This is a genomic window from Metasolibacillus fluoroglycofenilyticus (assembly GCF_003049645.1).
In the GTDB taxonomy this organism is placed as follows: Bacteria; Bacillota; Bacilli; order Bacillales_A; family Planococcaceae; genus Metasolibacillus; species Metasolibacillus fluoroglycofenilyticus.
This window is the reverse complement of the sequence record NZ_PYWK01000002.1, coordinates 166,816-186,069: the sequence shown is the minus strand read 5'-3', so window position 1 is coordinate 186,069 and position 19,254 is coordinate 166,816. Positions and strand designations below refer to the sequence as shown.

Below are 19,254 nucleotides of genomic sequence, written 5' to 3'. Positions count from 1 at the left end.
AATATAGCAAAATAATGGTTTTTAAAATTTGAGAAAACAGGTAAAGGGATAACGTTGTCTGAGCCTAAGGTGCAGATTTGGAAATGCTGAATAAATAGTAGGGTTGGAGAGGCGTCTCAAAAGCAGTGCATTGCCTGCTTTTGAGACGCCTTTTGCGCTGTATTTTCAAAGGAATCACTAGATAAAATAGGGTGTAAGCGCCAATTTTAAAATGATATTTTTCAGCTGTGCGAAAGGGAAGTTCATTCTAAATACATTACACACAAGCAATGATTACGTGATGTATATATTATGTTGCTCATAGCTTCCGATAAATATAGGTTCGTATAATGCACCTGATAATTTCATTGTTCAAAATTAATGAATTGAAATATTAGAAATTTTAAATACTTCATTTTGGTCAATGATGACGGTGTAGGTTTTGTATCGGTCAAAATATTCATAATCGCCAGTGGCACTATAGAAATCAAAGGTTTCATTTGTCTGAACAAGGTATTTTCCACTTTCATATGTGACATTTAAAATATCATTACTAAGGAAGTGGAAAAAATGCCCCTCATAGGAGATATCATTAACATAATCTTCTAGCTCTTCATAAGCAACGCCTGTTACCATGTCTGCAATCCAATAAAAATTACTGTCGTTTAATGCATATTCATAGTACATGCGGAAAGACTGAACGAATTGACCAGCTAATAGGGCATCATAATCCTCTTCATAATACACCTCATTATCGCTCTCTCCATATGAATAATAATTATATATACCAGCTGTAGCCAATATATTTTCGCGTGTCATTGGCTGTGCAATCCATTCATCAAAATAGGACGTCATACTATAAAGAGGAATTGAAAAAGCAAAGTTCATGCTTGTTTCAGATGTATATACTAATGAATTAATACCAACAACCTTACCAGAGGTCGCATCAACTAAAGGTCCTCCGCTACTACCTTTGTCTATTTGAGCATCTACTTGATAAATTTGCTTGTAAATAAAGCGGTCAACTTGCTCATCTCGATTTTGCCCTGTAATATAGCCAGGGGAAGCCGTGTTTTCAAAGCCTTGGGGGCTACCAAATGCAATGACTTCTAAACCAATGGGAGACTCTTTACTTTCAACTGCAAGTGGCTCCTCATTTTCGTAGTCAGGGACATGTAATAGAGCAATATCAAAATGCTCAGAAATACCAATGACTTTTGCTGCATATTCTTGCCCATTAGAATTTCGCACGCTAACATCAATTTCGCCATCTACTACATGCGCATTTGTTGCAACATAACCACCTTTAGCATAAAGGAATCCAGAGCCAAGAGAATTAGAGGTGATAATCGTAAATACTTTTTGTTGAACATTTTTAATAAGCGTAACACGGTCTGTTGAATCAGAAACTTGTTCAATTATTTTATCGTTAGCAATCGGCTGCATGTTAGTAACTGCTTTTTGAGAGTGGTTGTTTTCTTGTGTAAGTTTATAAACCTCCCAAACTCCATAGCCAAGCCCTCCAACAGCTAAAATTAACACTATTAAAAAAACTTGCATCCATACCGGCATTTTTGCCTTTTTTAAATCTGCTCCACAGGAAGAACAAAAATTAGCCTGCTCTTCATTTTGAGAATTACACTTTCTACATGTCATTTAACGTCCCTCCTTTATAGTACAAAATATTTATATACTTCTATAATAATATACCTACTTATAAAAATACTCTATATTTCTTGGAAAAGGTAGAACAATCAAAATTAAAAAAGAAAGTACGGAGTGTTGTTTCAATAATTTTAGTTGAAGGTTTCAATAAGTATTTTCCAGCCTATCCTTTATAATAGGAGATAAGAAAGGGGTGATGAGGATACTTGATGAACTGAGTAATTTAATCATATTTGCGGGAATTTGCTTCATCGCTACTTTGCTATTTATTTTTTCATTAAAATCATTTTTTTCTCAAATGGGCGTGCGGCGTCAATTGAAGAGGGAGCTGCGGCGAAATCGTGCAGAACTTCGACAGGCGAAGGGGAACAGGGCACAACGCTTTGAGGTATATAAGCGCGTATATAATAGTGCGATTTATAGTGGGCGTCGCTTTAGGAGGGCGCGGAGGCAAAGGAAGTATGAGCAACGTGTCAATGATGAGCTGAATTTGATGATTAAAAATCCGTTTACAGCACTATTTTCTTGGTTAAAGTCAATTATCTTTGGATTTGCTACGCTGTTTTTATTGCTTAGTAGCTTATTATTTGGCTCGATTGCTGTGGATGAATTTAAGGCATCCTCTTTAACATTACCAACAGTTAATCCACAAATCGCATTAAAGCTAGACAGCGATTTTAATTTTGATTTTGAAAGGCAGTTTAATCAGCTTTTTAATATGTTTACGGAGCGTTCAAATTTTACTATTGAGAAGGTTGCAACGACGAATATTACACCTGTTTATAAGGAACAGGATTATCCAGAGGCTGTAACGAATGCAGAGCAGCTAGGGCAAGCGATGGCGTTTTATATGGGACAATTTGAAAATGCTTTTAAGATTGATTATTACGGGGTAGCACCTAATTTACAGCAAGTCGTGGACGATGCGATGCAATGGCTTGGAGAGCATGAGCCTTATTTATCTCGTTTACGTAGAGAGTTAACTTGGCGGGCTAAAGATTATCGCAACGGATATATCGAATTTCAAGTCGAAACGACATACGATATGACAGCCGAGCAAAATGCACTTGTAAAGGGAATGGTGAAGGAAATTGTCAATGCTATGCCAAGCGATTTATCCGCTGTAAATAAGGTTAAATATGTAAACGATTATATTGTAACGAATACAGTGTACAATTTGAATAGCGAGGCGAGTCCATATACACCATACTCCATTTTAGTGAATGGTGAAGGTGTATGTGAGGGCTATGCATTAACTGCATTGCTTTTATTAGAGGAGCTTGAGATAGAAACAAAATATATTTCGGGTGAGGTTATTTCAGGTGAGCTACATGCTTGGAATTTAGTAAAGCTTGATGATGAATGGTATCATTTAGATGTTACATGGAATGACCCAGTGCCTGACCAAGGTAATAAAGTGTTTTATAATTATTTTTTAATTTCCGACCAGCAAATTTCAAAAGACCATTTTTGGGATATTTCTGCATTCCCTGCTACTGCAAAGGAAGGATATATGTAGCGGGGAGCCTTCTAACTAAAAAGATGGATAAAGCTATCCATCAAACATTAAAGAAAATAACTACAATTTTTAAAAGTGCCAAGCCAACAGCGAGGCCACTGAAAAACTTATAAGTGAATGTAATGTTAAAAAGGAGTTAATTCGTTCAAATTTGAACGAATTAACTCCTTTTTCAGTGGTATTTCTTACTCTGCTTCCTTCATTAAGGTTATAATTCTTTTGAGATTCACGGCGAATATGGTTGTTGCTCCTTGTACCTGCATACCAAATAGACCCGCGGAATTGGCTGTTTCATACCCGTGTCCATGTTTCAACTCACTATTTTTCGCCTCAATTTTATAGCGCGATGTTGCTTTTTCTTTAAATTCATCGCTATTTTGAAACGCTTCCTGCTCTTCATGTTCTGTTGATTTAATCGTTACGGAATAGGTTTTACTTTTCGCACCTTCCTTGTAACAACCTTCACGTAACGGGCAAACCTTACATTTTTCAATATCAAAGTAGTAAGTTTGTGCTTGGTTTTGCCCTTGGTTTTTCTTTCCTGTCCGTGCTGTTCGAATAGCCATATGCCCTGCTTTACAAACATATATCCCTGCATCTTTATTGAATTCAAACTCATTTTCTTTAGCACGACTTCCATGTGTGATTCGTGGGACAGATGAGACCCCGCAGTGGAGCGAAGCGACCGAGGAGGCTCACCGCCCGCCCCACGGAAAGCGTGCGCCCGGAACGGAAATCAACCGTTTTAGCGTAATTCCGATTCATGGGGACTTTTTCAGTGGCCTCGCCAACAGCTTGGCGCTTTTTTGCTTACACAAAAAAATTTCTAACAACATATGATGATATAAAGTTTTGTAAGAGAAGGGGGAAATGGATTGCTGAAAGTAGTGAGTGAGGCATTTTTTAAGCACTATATAGACCGAGAATTTTATATAAAAGGTATAAAATGGTATGTATGGATATGCTCATTAAGTTTAATTATGCTTATGATGTTTTTCATACTTTATGCATATCCAAACACACAAAAATTTAGATATATCATCGGTAGTATAGTATGCGGTATTGCTTCAGTAATTTATTTTAAGCATGAGAAAAATAAGAACAGTCACACTCAACTAGGGAATGAAAAGGAAACGTTTCAGGGAAATATCCAATTAATGAGGAAGGTATTAATAGAAAATAATATTATTAAACTTGAGCAACTTAATATGTTAATAAACTTAGCGGAGGCAGAGCTGACAGGTCTACGATTAAGCGAAAAATTGAGAAAATGGCTATACGGTATTATTTCGACCATTCTTATCCCGAGCACTGCCTTTGTATCGACATTAATCGGTAATTATGAGCAAACAATTAACTATGTATTACAGGTTTTTTCACTTGTTTTAATGCTATTAGTTATTTATCAGCCAATTAAATATTTATTGTATTGGTCACTTGATACAGAATTTCATCAAATGCTCATTTTGAAGCGTCATCTTGAGGATGTGAAGATGTTGGATTATGTAAGATAAAGTATCTAAATATACCCCTATAATTTTATACAATGTCAAGCGTGTTGAATATATAAATATTGTTTATAAATTAGCGTGTTTTATTAAGGGAAAATGCCTTTTATTAGGCAAACACTCATTGATTGGAGACTAAAGGTAGAGAGGCTAATATCGCCATGTCCTGTGGCAACGCCTCTATAATCAATATCGTGTAGATTTCGAGCTAAAAATCCATTTATTTCAGCGAATGCAGAAATAAATTAGTTGAAGCCGTCCCCCGTAACGAAAATCAATGAATTACTAGGCATTATCTGTAAAATAAAAGATAATCAACACACTTGATACAATGGAGTAGTATTTTGTTAACAATATTATAATCTTATCTATAATAAATCTACGAATAAATGCTTTTTATTTCATCTCAAAAATACAAAGAAATCACCTTTATGTGCATTTCAAAAATACAGTTGTGTTATTTCAATATACAATGTATGATTATTTTACAAAAAAAAATCACAACTTAGATTGACGGGGGAAAGAAATGAAAACATTGTTCGACAAATGGAATCGTATTAACCTTGTAAGCAGAATTGTTGTCGGTATTATTATCGGTATTGCTTTAGCGTTAGTGGTTCCAGAGACTGTAAGTGGTATTTCGATTTTAGGTACGTTATTTGTTGGTGCATTAAAGGCTGTTGCACCTATCCTTGTGTTTATATTAGTAATTAATGCCCTTTCCTCGCATGTTAGCGGTAAGGCAACAAATATGAAGACGGTTATTGTGCTTTATGCAATTAGTACATTTTTAGCTGGATTTGTAGCAGTAATTGTGAGCTTTATTTTCCCAACAGCGCTGACATTAAAAACAGGTGCTCAGGAAATTGCTCCGCCAAGCGGCGTTATGGAAGTATTGCAATCATTATTATTTAATATCGTGACAAATCCAGTGAGTGCAATTATGAATGCCAATTATCTTGGCATCCTAGCATGGGCTGTCTTACTCGGTATTGCGTTAAAGGTATCAAGCGATTCGACAAAAACTGTATTGGCGAATTTATCAGATGCCGTGACGAAAATTGTGCAGTGGATTATTAGCTTAGCACCAATTGGTATTATGGGGATTGTCTTTGATATTGTTTCAACAACAGGTTTATCGGCATTACAGGAGTATGGTCGATTAATTGTTATTTTAGTCGCAACAATGTTTTTCATAGCGTTAGTTATTAACCCACTAATCGTTTTTATTGTGACTCGCCGCAATCCATATCCACTTGTTTTAACATGCTTAAAAGAGAGTGGTATTACAGCATTCTTTACACGTAGCTCAGCAGCTAATATTCCAGTAAATATGGCATTAGCTGAAAAATTAAAGCTAGATAAAGATACGTATGCGATATCAATTCCGCTAGGGGCAACAATCAATATGGCGGGTGCAGCCGTTACCATTTCCGTTTTAACGATGGCAACAGCACATACATTGGGCATAGAGGTTGATATTTTCACAGCAGTTATTTTAATGGCCTTAGCAGCAGTTTCGGCTGCTGGTGCATCAGGTGTCCCGGGTGGCTCTCTATTATTAATCCCACTAGCATGTAGCCTATTAGGAATTTCAGATGATATTGCTATGCAAGTCGTAGCAATCGGCTTTATCATCGGGGTTGTACAGGATTCCTGTGAAACAGCATTAAACTCATCGTCAGATATTATATTTACAGCAGCTGCGGAGTATGCGAAAGAGCGCAAGCAATTATAATTGATTCATAGTGTTTTGAAAGGTCAAGCCTTTCAAGGCACTTTTTTTGCGTATAAATTTCAGTTAATTCAGAAAATTATATTGAAGTTTACGTAAACGTCAATGCTATACTAATGAAAAAGTGGTGGGAGGAGATGATTTTGCAGACGATTCAAGAGGTAGCAAAGTTATTTAATGTATCGACAAGGACGCTTCGTTATTATGAAGAGCTCGGGCTACTTCATCCCGAGCGTTCCACAGGCAATCAACGAACCTTTTCTAAAAAGGAGCTAGCAAAGCTCAAGCTTATTTTTCGAGGGAAACGCTATGGGTTTTCGCTAGAGGAAATTAAAGAGATGGTGCTGCTCTTTGATATGGACCGCACAGGCATTCAACAGCTAGAGCGTACAGTTGAATACGGTACATTAAAAATGCAGGAAATTGATAAAAAAATAAAAGAGCTCACCCAAATGAAAGAAGAATTGCAGCAATTGCATAATATGTTCAGTACAAAATTGGCGAATTTAAAGGGAGAGATGGAAGATGAATAGTTCAAATTTATTAGCGCGTAATGCAAGAAAGTATCCAACAAATGAAGCGGTAGTTTGTTTAGGCAAGCGTTTGACGTATCAAGAGTTGGATGAGCAGGCGACGCGATTAGCTAATGCCTTATTAGCACAAGGGGTTCAACAAGGGGAAAAGGTTATTATTTTTATGCCTAATGTATCTGAGTTTGTTGTAAGTTATTTTGCGATTCAACGTATTGGAGCTATTGTTGTTCCAGTTAATGCGAAATTTATGCTCCAGGATGTGGAATATGTAGCGAATCATTCTGAGGCAAAGGCAATAATAGCACATGAGGCAATTTTTGCTGCTATTGAAAATATAGAGGATATAGCTGTAAAAATTAAAACAGGTCAGGACACAGAAGGCTGGCTTCATTATGATACATTGCTGAAACAAGCGAGTAGTGAGGCGATTGAGTGTCAATTGAAGGAGGATGACCCGTCCACAATTTTATATACATCAGGTACAACAGGGAAACCAAAGGGCGTACTATTTAGCTATCGTAACATTTTAGCAGTTGCACATATGATTGCGATTGAGATGGAAGTAAAGCCCGAAAGCCGAATATTGTTAATGATGCCATTAACACATTCAGCGCCATTACATTTATTTTTAATGGCTGGTGTACTAGTAGGCTCAACAAATGTGCTCACACCGACATTTACACCAGATTTATTTATTGATTCTATCGAACAGGAAAAAACAACACATTTCTTTGGAGCACCAGTTGCCTACTTATTAACAGCAGGGCTACCAAGATTACAGGAGGCTGATTTATCCTCAATGCAGTGGTGGGTTTACGGCGGTGCACCACTATCACAAAATGAAGTTCACTTCGTACAAAAAGCATTCCGTACTAACAATTTAACATGTGTCTATGGCTTAACAGAGGCTGGTCCTAGTGGCTCGCTCTTATTTGGTTATGAGCATGCGGAGAAGGCAGGCAGTATTGGACGACGTGCGCCATTTGGGACGGAGCTGCGCATTGTCAATGAAAATGGGGAAGATGTAGTCACTGGTGAAATTGGCGAAATTGTTTTATATGGTGAGGGTAATATGCTTGGCTATTACAAAGATGAGGCGGCAACGAAGGCGACATTTGTTAATGGCTGGTTGAAATCGGGTGATTTAGCAACTGTCGATGAGGACGGCTATATATGGATTGTTGACCGTAAAAAGGATGTCATTATTTCAGGTGGTGTCAATATTTATCCAAAGGAAGTGGAAGATTGTCTATTAAGCTACGAAGGGATTTTTGAGGTAGCGGTGATTGGCATTCCACATCCACAATGGGGAGAAACGGTGAAGGCAGTTTACGCTGCGAAAGCTGCAATTGATGAAGAAGCATTAAAGGCTTATTTAGAAAAGCATCTGGCAAAATATAAAATTCCACGAATTTACGAGCGAGTGGAAGCGCTTCCACGCAATGCATCGGGGAAAATATTAAAGCAAACTTTAAAAAGCTAAGAGGTGAAAGCATATGAAGGTTTTACAGCAAGATGTAGCGAAAACAACTAATTTTTTTGAGGATGATGATACTTTACTAAAGGTACTGGAAAATATGCTGGATACAGAATTTTTAGCATATGCAACAAAGGAGCTTTCTCATTTTGGGGTGCTTTGTGCAGGTGAAATTGATGAGCGTGCAAAGTTTACAGACCGCCAAGGGGAACCAAGATTACAAAGGTATAATGCCTATGGTGAAGAAGTATCAGAAGTTTTAGTCAATGATGGCTACAAAAAGACACTCGAGCAAACATATAAAACAGGTATTGTTGGCTACGTTCATAAAGCTATTCCCGAGCTCGGTAGAAAGGGGAATTATGTGTACAGCTTTGCTCAGGGTTATTTATTATCTCAAACGGAGCCTGGCTTTTATTGTCCAGTAACATTGACGATGGCGACAGCCTATTTATTAGACCATTATGCAAATGAAGAGGTGAAGGCTCGCTTTTTACCGCATGTTTGTGCAACGGGTGATACAGAGTTATATGAGGGGGCTACATTTTTGACAGAGCGTCAAGGTGGCTCAGATGTTGGGGCAAATATTGTGGAGGCTAGACAGGAGGGAGAGTGTTTCCGTCTATATGGTGAAAAATATTTTGCCTCCAATGCAGGGATGTGTGGTGTGGCGATGGTGCTTGCGCGGCTGGAGGGCGCACCAACAGGCTCAAAAGGCTTAACATTATTTGCAGTACCATGGCGCCAGGAAAATGGGCAGCTCAATCATCTACGCATTCGTCGATTAAAAGATAAGCTAGGTGTAAGAGCGGTGCCTTCGGGAGAAGTGGAATTTGACGGTGCATACGCTTATATTGTAGGGGAGCAAAATAAAGGAATCTATTATATGCTAGAGGCTTTAAATTTATCAAGAATTTGCAATGCGGTTGCATCGATTGGCATTATGCGACGAGGCTTTATCGAAGCGAAGCATTATGTAACAAATCGCTATGCCTTTGGGAAGCCATTAACGCAATATCCGATGATACAAGATTCACTTAGCAAATATGCAGCGAAATTACATGTTGAGACCGCGACAGTTTTTGATCTTATTCAGCTTTATGATAAGGTGACGAGCGGGCATGGTACGGAGCAGGATATTATTATGAATCGCTTAAACATTGCGATAATGAAAAAAGAAACAGCGGAGCAGGCTGTTCATTATGCAAGTGAAGCAATCGAACTACATGGTGGCAACGGCTATATTGAGGACTTTGTCACACCGCGTTTATTAAGGGATGCGCAGGTGCTTACTGTCTGGGAGGGAACAGCCAATATTTTGGCATTAGAGCTTATTCGCTTAGTTGATAAATTTAAGGGGCATGAATTATTTGTGAACGTGATGCGTGAGCGTTTGGCACAACTACAGGTGAATGAATTAACACAAATTGTGGCGGAGCAATTAGATAAACTAGAGGTGATGTTGCAAACATTTAGTTCATTAGATGAGGCAACAAAAACCTTTGAAGCAAAGCAAGTAGCAGAAAAAATGGCGCAGCTTTATGAAAGTGTTGTAGCAGTTGAATGGGCACAGAAATTCGGCGGTAAATATGAAAAGCTAGCCATTATTTATTTACAGCAAGCTTGGGAATTACGTGAATTCGGCACTGCGATGACAACGGTGCAGTATTTCGAGGAGATTATTGGATAATAAATTTACAAGGCTGGAGCTGTCTAAAAAGCCGTGCATAGCGGGCATTTTGGACAGTAGCGATGATGTTTCAATTCCTATAAACAGAAAACACCTCTTTTAAAAATGGGATGAACATTGGCTTTAGCAGTGTTATCCTTCAGTCAAAGGGAAGCGATGAAAGCATTTATTTCAATGCGGTGTCAAAATAAAATGGACTTTTCGGACAATTCCAGCCTAAGTTTTTGCTAAAAAGCTTCGCTTCTGCGTTAGTCATATGAGAAGAGATAATACGTTCTATTTAATGCGATACGCGCGTGTGAAAAATACTTTACTGAAAAGGTGTAAAAAAGTCGCCACTTTATTCCGTAAGAGCTCGATTGGTTCAACTAACAATTAGTGGGGGGAGGAAAAACCTCACTGATTGAAGTTTCACTTTATGTTAGTTTTTTGAGCTATTTGGCTATATAACAGTAGGAGGCGACTTTTATGGTATGCGACAATACACATTTTATTTTTTATTACCCTTTCAATTATAGGCAATATGATTTTCGCCGATTTGAGAAAAAGTTGAAGGAGCAGCAATATTATCACTTCAAAATGCAGAACGACCCAGAAAATCAAAAATATTACGGAAAAAATGTTGATGATTCGAGGGAAGCGTTAAAGCAATTTTTTTATCCTTTTATCGAAGAAAAATTATTAAATGAGCAAACTTCCATTATATATTTTAATCGCTATACAAAATTATTTCAGTTGGATGGAGAAATGATAACAGGCTTTGAAAATATTAAGTATACAATTCATAGTGTAGATATAATGCTATGTCCTTTTAGTATTGGTATTATGTCTATTCGAATACAACTGCATAATGTAAAAGAAATTCAGAGTGCTTTATCATTTGCTCATTATTTTCGTGTACTAAACCCGAAAGTCGAAGAGGATTGCGGAGCAAGTTTACAGTTGGATAAATGGTCTTTTGAAAATACAGAACAAATGATTTTTCAATTACTTGCTCCATTTTTAAATGATTTTTTTGTCGATTATACACATTTGCAGACGACAATTCCCTTTTTCGAGGATGAGCGTATGTATGTAAGTGCATTTATTCAGCTAGAAGAAGGGGAGGAAATCAGTGAGGAATTTTTGTTTAGGGCAGGACAATTAAATGGATATGATAAGAATGGTCAACAATATATGTTTACTAGTAACCATGACTATATTCAACGATTTGTGAAAAAGCATAGCTATGATAGGTATGCACCTCATTATTATATGCTAACAACATTACAGAGTCACATGCATATTTCAAATCAAAATAGTCAATTTACGAAACAAATGATAGCGCAATTTCACAGTATTATTTACTATATTGTCATCATTCATTATTTTTATAAGTTAACGCTTCTGAAATTAACTTTTGAAAATAGTGAGTTAAAGTATTCAAGAAATAAACATATCGTTGAACAATTAATTGAGCAAATTACGAAATTTGCTTCTCGCTATTATTTTACAGAAGTATCTATGCGCGCAGAAGGTCATGAACTAACTCATTATTTTCGTGAGGTCTTTCGCATCGACATACAGTATCGTGAAATTAAAGAAACATTGGAAGAGCTCTATCGTGTACAGGAGGATCGTGCAGCAGATAGACTAAATCAATTATTATTTATTTTAACGATTTTTAGTATGATTTCAGGCATTTATGGGATGAATTTAGTTATTGAAGAATTAGACGAGCCGCTTAAATGGTCTAGTATTTTAGGCTTTACATTATTTGAATGGATGGCGTTTATTTTAGCCATTGGTGGTATTGCAATTAGTGTCTTTTTAATATTTGGACAAATCTTTCACATTGCAAGAAGTTTTGTTCAAAAAAGAAACACCCGAAAAAAATCATAACGAGTGAATAAAAAAAGCGGCTAATCACCTTGGAACAAGGGGACAGTCGCTTTTCGTTTATTATTTAAACGTACTTTGCATAAATGCTTTCATATCGTGGCTGAGAACGGTTAATTCTTCGATAATTTCGCTGAAATCATGGACTAACTGAGCCTGTTCATTTGTTGCCTCATTTACTTGTCCCATGTTTTGCTTTAAATTTTCTAAATTGCGGTTAATATTTTTTAATGAACCTTCAATATTTTCAGTTGCACTTGATGTTTCTTGCGACATTTTACGAACTTCTTGCGCTACAATATTAAAGCCTGCACCGTGTTGACCTGCGCGCGCTGCTTCGATTGAGGCATTTAAGCCAAGCAAGTTTGTTTGACGCGAAATATTTTTGATTAAGTCTGTAATTGTATTTGTCTTTTCAGCATCCTCTAATGCGTGCTGAGCTTGACGATTAATCTCCTCACTTGTTGCAGCCAATTCCTCAGAGTGAGAAGCGATTGTATGTACTTTGTCCTGCAACCCCGAAACAATGCTATTCATTTGCTCCATATATTTCTCAAGCTTAATGGCATTTGCAATAGGTAAGCCGAAAGCAAGCGCTCCTACTACTTTATTATTTTCATGAATTGGGAATGAAAAAGCATTTACCGCAACACCATATACATCCTCCGGAATAATGACGTTTGCATTTTTTCCATTGAAGGCGATAAATACATTTTCATCATTCGGGTTAATTTGATCTCCGTCTTTATAACCAGTGTCCACTTGCTTACCAGCTAAATATTTAATAATTTTGTTATCTTCTTTTCGACAAACAGCTACAATTGCTTCTTCTTTTAGTGCAAGGTGGATATAAGGTGCTGACATTGCAAGTGCTTCGATTATTTTCATAATAATTCCCCCAGGTCTAATTAATACAATGGCAATAATTACTTTTACTTTAACATAACAGCGAATAATTCAAAATCATTAATTCAAAAAAATAGCATTTAACTTTGTTAGAGTGTACTTTGCAAAGGCAAGATGACGAATAAAGTAAAGAATACCTTAGGCAATATATTAATTATCTGCTCCTGAGGTGGTCACAATAAATTTACATTAGCCATGCCATAAGAGGAGTTGTGCGAAAAGTCCATTTTGTTTTGCCACCGCATTTATATCAATGTTTTCATCGCTTCCCTTTGACTGAAGGATAACACTGCTAAAGTCAATGTTCATCCCATTTTTAAAAGAGGCATTTTCTGTTTATAGGAATTGAAACATCATCGCTACTGTCCAAAATGCCGGCTATGCACGGCTTTTTGGACAGCCCCCATTGCTCAGATTTTAACTTCTTTCAGCAATGTTTTTTGCGACGAGTAATCGCAGGAGCATATGTTTTTTGCGACGAGTAATCGCAGGAGCATATGTTTTTTTGCGACGAGTAAACGCAGGAGCACATGCCGAAAGTGTCGCGACAAATCTTATTTGTGCCGATAGCAAAGCGACAGGTACAGAAGTCTCCCACCCCTGTAGGTGGCGAGATGAATCAAACATTAGACTATGTTCAGCGGGTGAAGGGAAACTCGATCTAAGACAACCGCATCCCTGTGGCAACGACTGATTGACCAGCATCGTGTTGACAGCGAATGTCATAGATTTTGAGGGAAAATCTGTGTGATACAGGTCAGTTAACCATGTCTTATGTCGTGATTGTTTTAGCTTCACCGAACAGCTTGAACAATTTGGACGCAATTACGCTAAGGCATAATTGATAAGTTATAGAGGCAGAATCTTATCTTTTTAATTTGCTAGCCCCTTCCTATCTTTCCGTAACCATGCAAAAATAATGACAAGAATAAGGACGAATCCTAGATAGCCCATTGTAGCATATACTTTACTTACTAAGTTTGTAAAACCAATAAAGCTTGCCACAAAGCCGGCAGTACCAACAAGAACAACTGCTGGTTTAAACATTTGATGGTCAGGTGCAATAAAGCGCACTGTAAATGCATAAAACATACCGACAGCAGTGTTATACATCATGCCCAGTAGTGCGACTGCCATTAAGATACCGATAAATGGATGGATTTGTTTCGCTAATGCTAGTGTGGGCATATCAACACCTGCAACAATGTCTATTTTCACAAACATAGTGACATTAATTAAAATAATTAGAAAGCCGAGCATAATACCACCTAAAATCCCGCCCATTCCCGCCACTTTACGGTCTTTGACAGTACCACCCATAACGATTAACATAGCAGCACCTGCCGCAAGATTATATGAAACGTATAGCAATGCGCTGACAAACCAATTGGAGCTCGCAGATGCTTGTTCCTTTGCTATTTGATTTGCTTCTGACAAAGATAGGTCCATCGTAAATAAAGAGTAGATTAAAATAATGAAAATAACAGCCATTAAATAAGGAGTTAAAATGGCAATAACATTAATGATATTTTTAACATTTAATAGCAACGTAGCGATTGTCAATACAACCATAATAATGCTACCAATTGCTGTAGGGATGCCAAACATTTGCTGGAATGTTGCTCCAGAGCCAGCAAACATAACAACGGCTACACCAAATAAAAAGAAGGTAATTAAAAAATCAAGTGCAAGCCCAATATAGCGCCCGCCCATATAGTAAATAACACCTTTATGTGAGGTAGTTTGAAGCTGTGAGCCAAGCTGAGCCAACGTCATACCTAAAAATGAAAAGGCAAAAGTGGCGAGTAGTGCCCCCACAATCCCAATTAAGCCAAAGCTCGTAAAAAATTGCATAATTTCTTGTCCTGAGGCAAAGCCTGCACCAACAATTAAGCCAACGAATGCGCCACCAATTTGTAAACTTTTTCTCATTTTTTCACCTTCGCTTATATTTTTTAAAAATTCTGACTTTTCATATGCCATATAAAGTGAATCAACAGCGAATAGGAATTTTCACAGATTGCTAGTTTCACTAAATGGATTTTTTATAGGCTGTTAATATGTTAGAGGCTGTTTGGAAAGTAAAAAACCTTCCTAAGCTAACAAAATACAGTTTTGCTTATACGATTGTATGTTAAAGCAAAGTCTTTATACGGAGTATTTTCAACCTGATAAAAAATTTATTTGTTTTCGAAATAAGACATATTTCAATAAACAATAGCGGGAGCTGTCCGAAAAGTTTATTTTGTTTTGCCACCGCATTGAAATCAATGTTTTCATCGCTTCACTTTTACTGAAGGATAGCGCTGCTAAAGCCAATGTTCATCCCATTTTTAAAAGAGGCGTTTTCTGTTTATAGGAATCAACATTTTGCGAAGCATCATCGCTACTGTCCAAAATGCCAGCTATGCACGGCTTTTTGGACAGCTCTCTTTCACAATGAATAGTTAACGGTAAATTTTTGACGCTATCGTGTAAGCATCCACTGTTTCTCTATTTACCTCATAGCCAATACCTACTGTTTGAGGTATTTGGATATAGCCGTTTTCAGCGACAACCTCGGGTTCAATAATATCCTTTTCCCAATAGCGGCTTGAGCTTGCTGTGTCACCAGGCAGGGTGAAGTTCGAAAGTGCTGTTAGAGCCACATTATGTGCGCGACCTACGCCAGATTCTAGCATGCCACCACACCATACAGGAATGCCTGCCGTTGCGCAATAATCATGAATTTTTTTGGCTTCTGTTAAGCCGCCAACACGACCGATTTTTATGTTGATAATTTTAGTAGAGCCTAGTTCCACAGCTTTACGTGCATCTTCAAGTGAATGAATGCTTTCATCTAAGCAAATTGGTGTTGTTAGTTGCTCCTGTAATTTCGCATGGTCAATAATATCATCTGAAGCTAAAGGTTGCTCAATCATTGTTAAATTGAATTCATCCAGTTGCTTTAATAATTCAGCATCCTCTAAACGATATGCTGAGTTGGCATCAGCCATAATTGCCACATGGGGGAATGTTTCGCGCAAAGTACGCATTACCTCTACATCCCAGCCTGGTTTCACCTTCACTTTAATCCGCTTATAACCTTCCTTCACGTAGCCGTCTACTAATTCAACAAGTTCTTCAATTGAATTTTGAATGCCGATACTGATGCCCACTTCGATTTTATCTCTCGTACCACCAAGAGCCTGTGCTAATGATTGTTTTGTTTGCTGTGCGTAAATATCCCAAACAGCACCTTCAATCGTCGATTTTGCCATATTGTTTTTACGGATTGGTGCAAAAATTTCACTGACTTCATCTGGGTGAGCGATGTCTTTATTTAAAATTAGAGGAATTAAAAAATCCTCTAGCATATGCCAATTCGTTTTAAGCGTCTCTTCGTTATACCAAGGGGAGTCGAAGGCAACAGATTCACCCCAACCGATTGTACCCGCCTCATCCTTAGCCTCTAAAAGTAAAAAGTTTTTCGTTGTAAATGTGCCAAAACTCGTTGTAAACGGTGATTTTAATTCCATTTGTAAATGGCGTATCGTCATTTCAATAATCTTCATTTATGCTTCCTCCAGTGCTAAAGTTGCTTTTTTTACGAAAATATATTCATTCCATTTTGGCTGTTTTTCGATGCGAACTGCCGTATAGCCTGCCGCAAATAAACCTTGAAATATTTTGCGTGTAGCGAGTCGCCAATGCAATGCTAGCTCGTTGCTTTGCTTTTTTAACATTTGAAAATCCTGTGGGACAGGTAAAGAATAACTCACAGCATCATAATGTCCTAGCTCAATCACTTGTAATGCTGGCAGCCTATGTTCATCAATTAAGATTTCGCCAAGAGGAATAGTTTCCAGCACTAAAGGTTGATGCTTCTCCACTACATAATTGCTCGTTAAATGCCAATGCACCTCGAAACGGTCAGAGGGCAATCCTTTATTAAAACCATCCTGCATTTCACCATAGCAATTTTCAATATACGTATCGCAAATACCGTTAAGCTTCGATAAATTTAAAAAGCCATTACGTGTTTCAAGAGGATCGTATGTCCAAGTCATTAAATCATAGCCTTTTTTGATAGCTATCTCACGCTGTGCTAGCTTTAGACGCTCACCAATTTGCTGAGAGCGATAGGCATCATCAATGCCGAGCATATGTGAGCATAAATAGCTTTTCCCATTTTTCATACCTGCAAAGCCATAGCTAAAGCCAATTAGTCGCTCCATATCAAAAGCCCCAACGATAATCCCTCCATTTTTAACAGCCGTAAATGTTTGGTGTGTTGGAATAGGGGAGATTCCCCATACTTTATACTCTAGCTGCTGGACGAGCTCCATTTCTTCAATCGTTGTTAATTCTTTAATCAAAATCATGATTGTCCGCTTCTTTCTACTTGCTGTAAGGCTAATAATAAAGCTTTCGTAATAATTTCGGCCCCCACATATAAACGCTCTTTATTAAAGGTCATGAGCGGATGGTGGAGACCAGGCGTCACACCACAGCCCAAGCCAAGCATTGTTGTTTTTAAATGTGGCTGCTTGTAAGCGTAATAATGGAAATCCTCACCGCCGGGCGTAATAACATCGCTAGCGCAATTTTCTTCACCAACTGTTTTGATAATTGCTTGCTTCATAATCGCTTTCGCCTCATCGTTCACTTGTGCTGCAACGATATGAGCGGCACAGTTTGTTTCAATTTTTGCGCCATAAAGTGTGCTGATTGCTGTGACAGCTTTATTGAAGCCATCTGTCAGTGCCTCCATTGTGTCATTGGTTTGCGCCCGCGCATCAATACTAAATGTTGCAGTACCAGGAATAATATTTGCTGATGAACCGCCTGCTTGAAGCTGTGTCATTTTAATTGATGCTGATTGTGTAGGATTAATCCAATGACGCTTAATTGCATCGACAAGAGCAGCCGCTACCTCGATTGCGTTAATTCCTTGCTCGGGGCGAGCACCATGTGCTTCAATACCTGTAATTGTGCCTGTAAACATTTTGGCAGCCCCATGATAAAGTGCTGGTGCATGAACACCATCTGGAATTTCAACTAATGGTCTTACATGTGTGCCGAATAAATATTGAAGAGGCTCGGTAATTCCTTGTTCTATTATCGCTTTGGCTCCTTGTCCTTTCTCCTCAGCAGGTTGGAAGATGATACGAACTGCGCTAGGTAAAGTGTCTTTTAGCTTGTTTAATAATAATGCTACGCCAATAGCTATCGTCATATGACCATCATGTCCACAAGAATGATTTGCTTTAAACTCGCCGTCAACCTCCTGCCAAAGAGCATCTATGTCGGTGCGAAAGCCGACTCTAGGAATGCCTTGACCAATGTCAACATAAAGTCCCGTCATATTATCGAAGGTTTGTGGCTGTAAGCCTTCCTCTGTTAAAAACTGTGCTATGTAAGCAGTTGTTTCAACTTCTTGCCAGCTAATTTCTGGATTTGCATGTAAATGAATAAATACTTTTTCCATTTGTTCTGTAATTGTTTGTACTGTCATAGTAATCAACTCCATCTATTTGCTAAAAAGCTATTTTGAAAATCATCATAATTGACTCGTTGCTGATTATAGTATGGTATATCGTGAGACATCATGCCAGCAACTAGCGTATTGAGAAATGCCATCAGCACAGGCATTAAATCAATTGTCGAAAGCTCTACCTGTTGTAAAACAAATGCATCATGTACATATTGATGAATCGGTGCGACGTTCGTATCAGTAATAGCCACTATATAAGCACCTCGTTTCTGAAACTGCTCGGCAATTTGGAGGGGCTCTTTATAATAACGGTGTAAGGAAATAACGATGGCAATTGCTGTTTCATCGACTTCCTGCAATGTTCGAATAAGTGTACTCGTATCGGTTTGAACGAGCTTCACATTTGGGCGTAGCATATTGAGTGTGAACTGTAGCCATTGGGCAGCGAAGGCAGAGGCACCAGCTCCAATTAAATAAATAGTATTAGCTTCATGAATTTTTTTGGTTGCTTCGTGGAATTGCTGAGGGTCAATTTCGTTAGCGACATTTGCAATTTGCTTGCTTATTTGTCCCATCACTTTCTCACAAAGCTGCTCATTCACAAGTGCCTCTTTAGATGTTACATAATTGCCTAATGTACTATTCGTCTTATGTTCAAGTAAATATTTTGTCCATTCTTTTTGGAGCTGTACATAGCCATCAAGACCAAGTGAATAGCAAAAACGTATTACGGTTGTTTCGCTTGCACCAGCCTTTTTTCCAACTTCGGCTGCAGAATGCATACTAATGAAAGTAGGGTTATTTAGTACGAAATTTGCCACTTTTTGCTGTGATTTTGATAATGCATTAAAATGCTGCTCAATTCTCTTTTTAATTGACATCGAAAGA

Annotated in this window: 14 protein-coding genes and 1 pseudogene; 7 read left to right on the top strand and 8 right to left on the bottom strand. The window is 37.9% G+C overall.

What is annotated here, in order from left to right; all coding sequences use genetic code 11:
• Positions 1–357: 357 nt before the first annotated feature.
• Positions 358–1,635 carry a trypsin-like peptidase domain-containing protein gene (locus C9J36_RS11430; RefSeq protein WP_107943208.1) on the bottom strand — a complete coding sequence of 426 codons (1,278 nt, stop codon included), beginning with the start codon at positions 1,633–1,635 and terminating at the stop codon, positions 358–360.
• Between the two features lie 205 nt (positions 1,636–1,840).
• On the opposite strand from C9J36_RS11430, the gene C9J36_RS11425 reads away from it, so the two are divergent.
• Complete coding sequence (locus C9J36_RS11425; RefSeq protein ID WP_235616065.1) at positions 1,841–3,163, top strand: transglutaminase domain-containing protein; 1,323 nt, start codon at positions 1,841–1,843, stop codon at positions 3,161–3,163.
• A 185-nt stretch (positions 3,164–3,348) separates the two neighbouring features.
• Here the strand turns inward: C9J36_RS11425 and C9J36_RS11420 are convergent.
• A pseudogene (locus C9J36_RS11420) lies at positions 3,349–3,816 on the bottom strand (transposase); the annotation flags it as partial.
• A 222-nt stretch (positions 3,817–4,038) separates the two neighbouring features.
• Between C9J36_RS11420 and C9J36_RS11410 the strand changes: the two are divergent.
• From C9J36_RS11410 to C9J36_RS11385, 6 genes are all read left to right on the top strand, one after another.
• Entirely contained in the window at positions 4,039–4,677 is a 639-nt protein-coding gene (locus C9J36_RS11410) for a hypothetical protein (RefSeq protein ID WP_107943205.1), read from the top strand.
• A gap of 520 nt (positions 4,678–5,197) precedes the next feature.
• Complete coding sequence (gene sstT, locus C9J36_RS11405) at positions 5,198–6,409, top strand: serine/threonine transporter SstT (protein ID WP_107943204.1); 1,212 nt, start codon at positions 5,198–5,200, stop codon at positions 6,407–6,409.
• 140 nt (positions 6,410–6,549) lie between these two features.
• On the top strand, positions 6,550–6,939 hold the full coding sequence (locus C9J36_RS11400; protein WP_235616057.1) for a MerR family transcriptional regulator: 390 nt from the start codon (positions 6,550–6,552) through the stop codon (positions 6,937–6,939).
• On the top strand, positions 6,932–8,422 hold the full coding sequence (locus tag C9J36_RS11395; protein ID WP_107943202.1) for a class I adenylate-forming enzyme family protein: 1,491 nt from the start codon (positions 6,932–6,934) through the stop codon (positions 8,420–8,422). The genes C9J36_RS11400 and C9J36_RS11395 overlap by 8 nt, the downstream gene beginning before the upstream one ends.
• Before the next feature lie 13 nt (positions 8,423–8,435).
• Positions 8,436–10,106: an acyl-CoA dehydrogenase family protein gene (locus tag C9J36_RS11390; protein WP_107943201.1), complete on the top strand. Its 1,671-nt coding sequence runs from the start codon at positions 8,436–8,438 to the stop codon at positions 10,104–10,106.
• A 468-nt stretch (positions 10,107–10,574) separates the two neighbouring features.
• Positions 10,575–11,987 carry a magnesium transporter CorA family protein gene (locus C9J36_RS11385; RefSeq protein WP_107943200.1) on the top strand — a complete coding sequence of 471 codons (1,413 nt, stop codon included), beginning with the start codon at positions 10,575–10,577 and terminating at the stop codon, positions 11,985–11,987.
• Between the two features lie 60 nt (positions 11,988–12,047).
• On the opposite strand, the gene C9J36_RS11380 is transcribed toward C9J36_RS11385, so the two are convergent.
• From C9J36_RS11380 to C9J36_RS11350, 6 genes are all read right to left on the bottom strand, one after another.
• Complete coding sequence (locus C9J36_RS11380) at positions 12,048–12,872, bottom strand: methyl-accepting chemotaxis protein (protein WP_066166844.1); 825 nt, start codon at positions 12,870–12,872, stop codon at positions 12,048–12,050.
• Between the two features lie 891 nt (positions 12,873–13,763).
• Positions 13,764–14,822, bottom strand: coding sequence for a YkvI family membrane protein (locus C9J36_RS11370; protein ID WP_107943322.1), 1,059 nt, complete (start codon positions 14,820–14,822; stop codon positions 13,764–13,766).
• A gap of 515 nt (positions 14,823–15,337) precedes the next feature.
• A complete protein-coding gene (menC, locus tag C9J36_RS11365) occupies positions 15,338–16,444 on the bottom strand; it encodes an o-succinylbenzoate synthase (protein ID WP_107943198.1) in 1,107 nt (368 codons plus the stop codon).
• A complete protein-coding gene (locus C9J36_RS11360) occupies positions 16,445–17,254 on the bottom strand; it encodes a GNAT family N-acetyltransferase (protein WP_107943197.1) in 810 nt (269 codons plus the stop codon).
• Positions 17,251–18,387 carry an amidohydrolase gene (locus C9J36_RS11355; RefSeq protein WP_107943196.1) on the bottom strand — a complete coding sequence of 379 codons (1,137 nt, stop codon included), beginning with the start codon at positions 18,385–18,387 and terminating at the stop codon, positions 17,251–17,253. Before C9J36_RS11355 ends, C9J36_RS11360 begins: the two co-directional genes overlap by 4 nt.
• Before the next feature lie 5 nt (positions 18,388–18,392).
• On the bottom strand, positions 18,393–19,247 hold the full coding sequence (locus C9J36_RS11350; protein WP_107943195.1) for a MurR/RpiR family transcriptional regulator: 855 nt from the start codon (positions 19,245–19,247) through the stop codon (positions 18,393–18,395).
• Between the last annotated feature and the right edge of the window lie 7 nt (positions 19,248–19,254).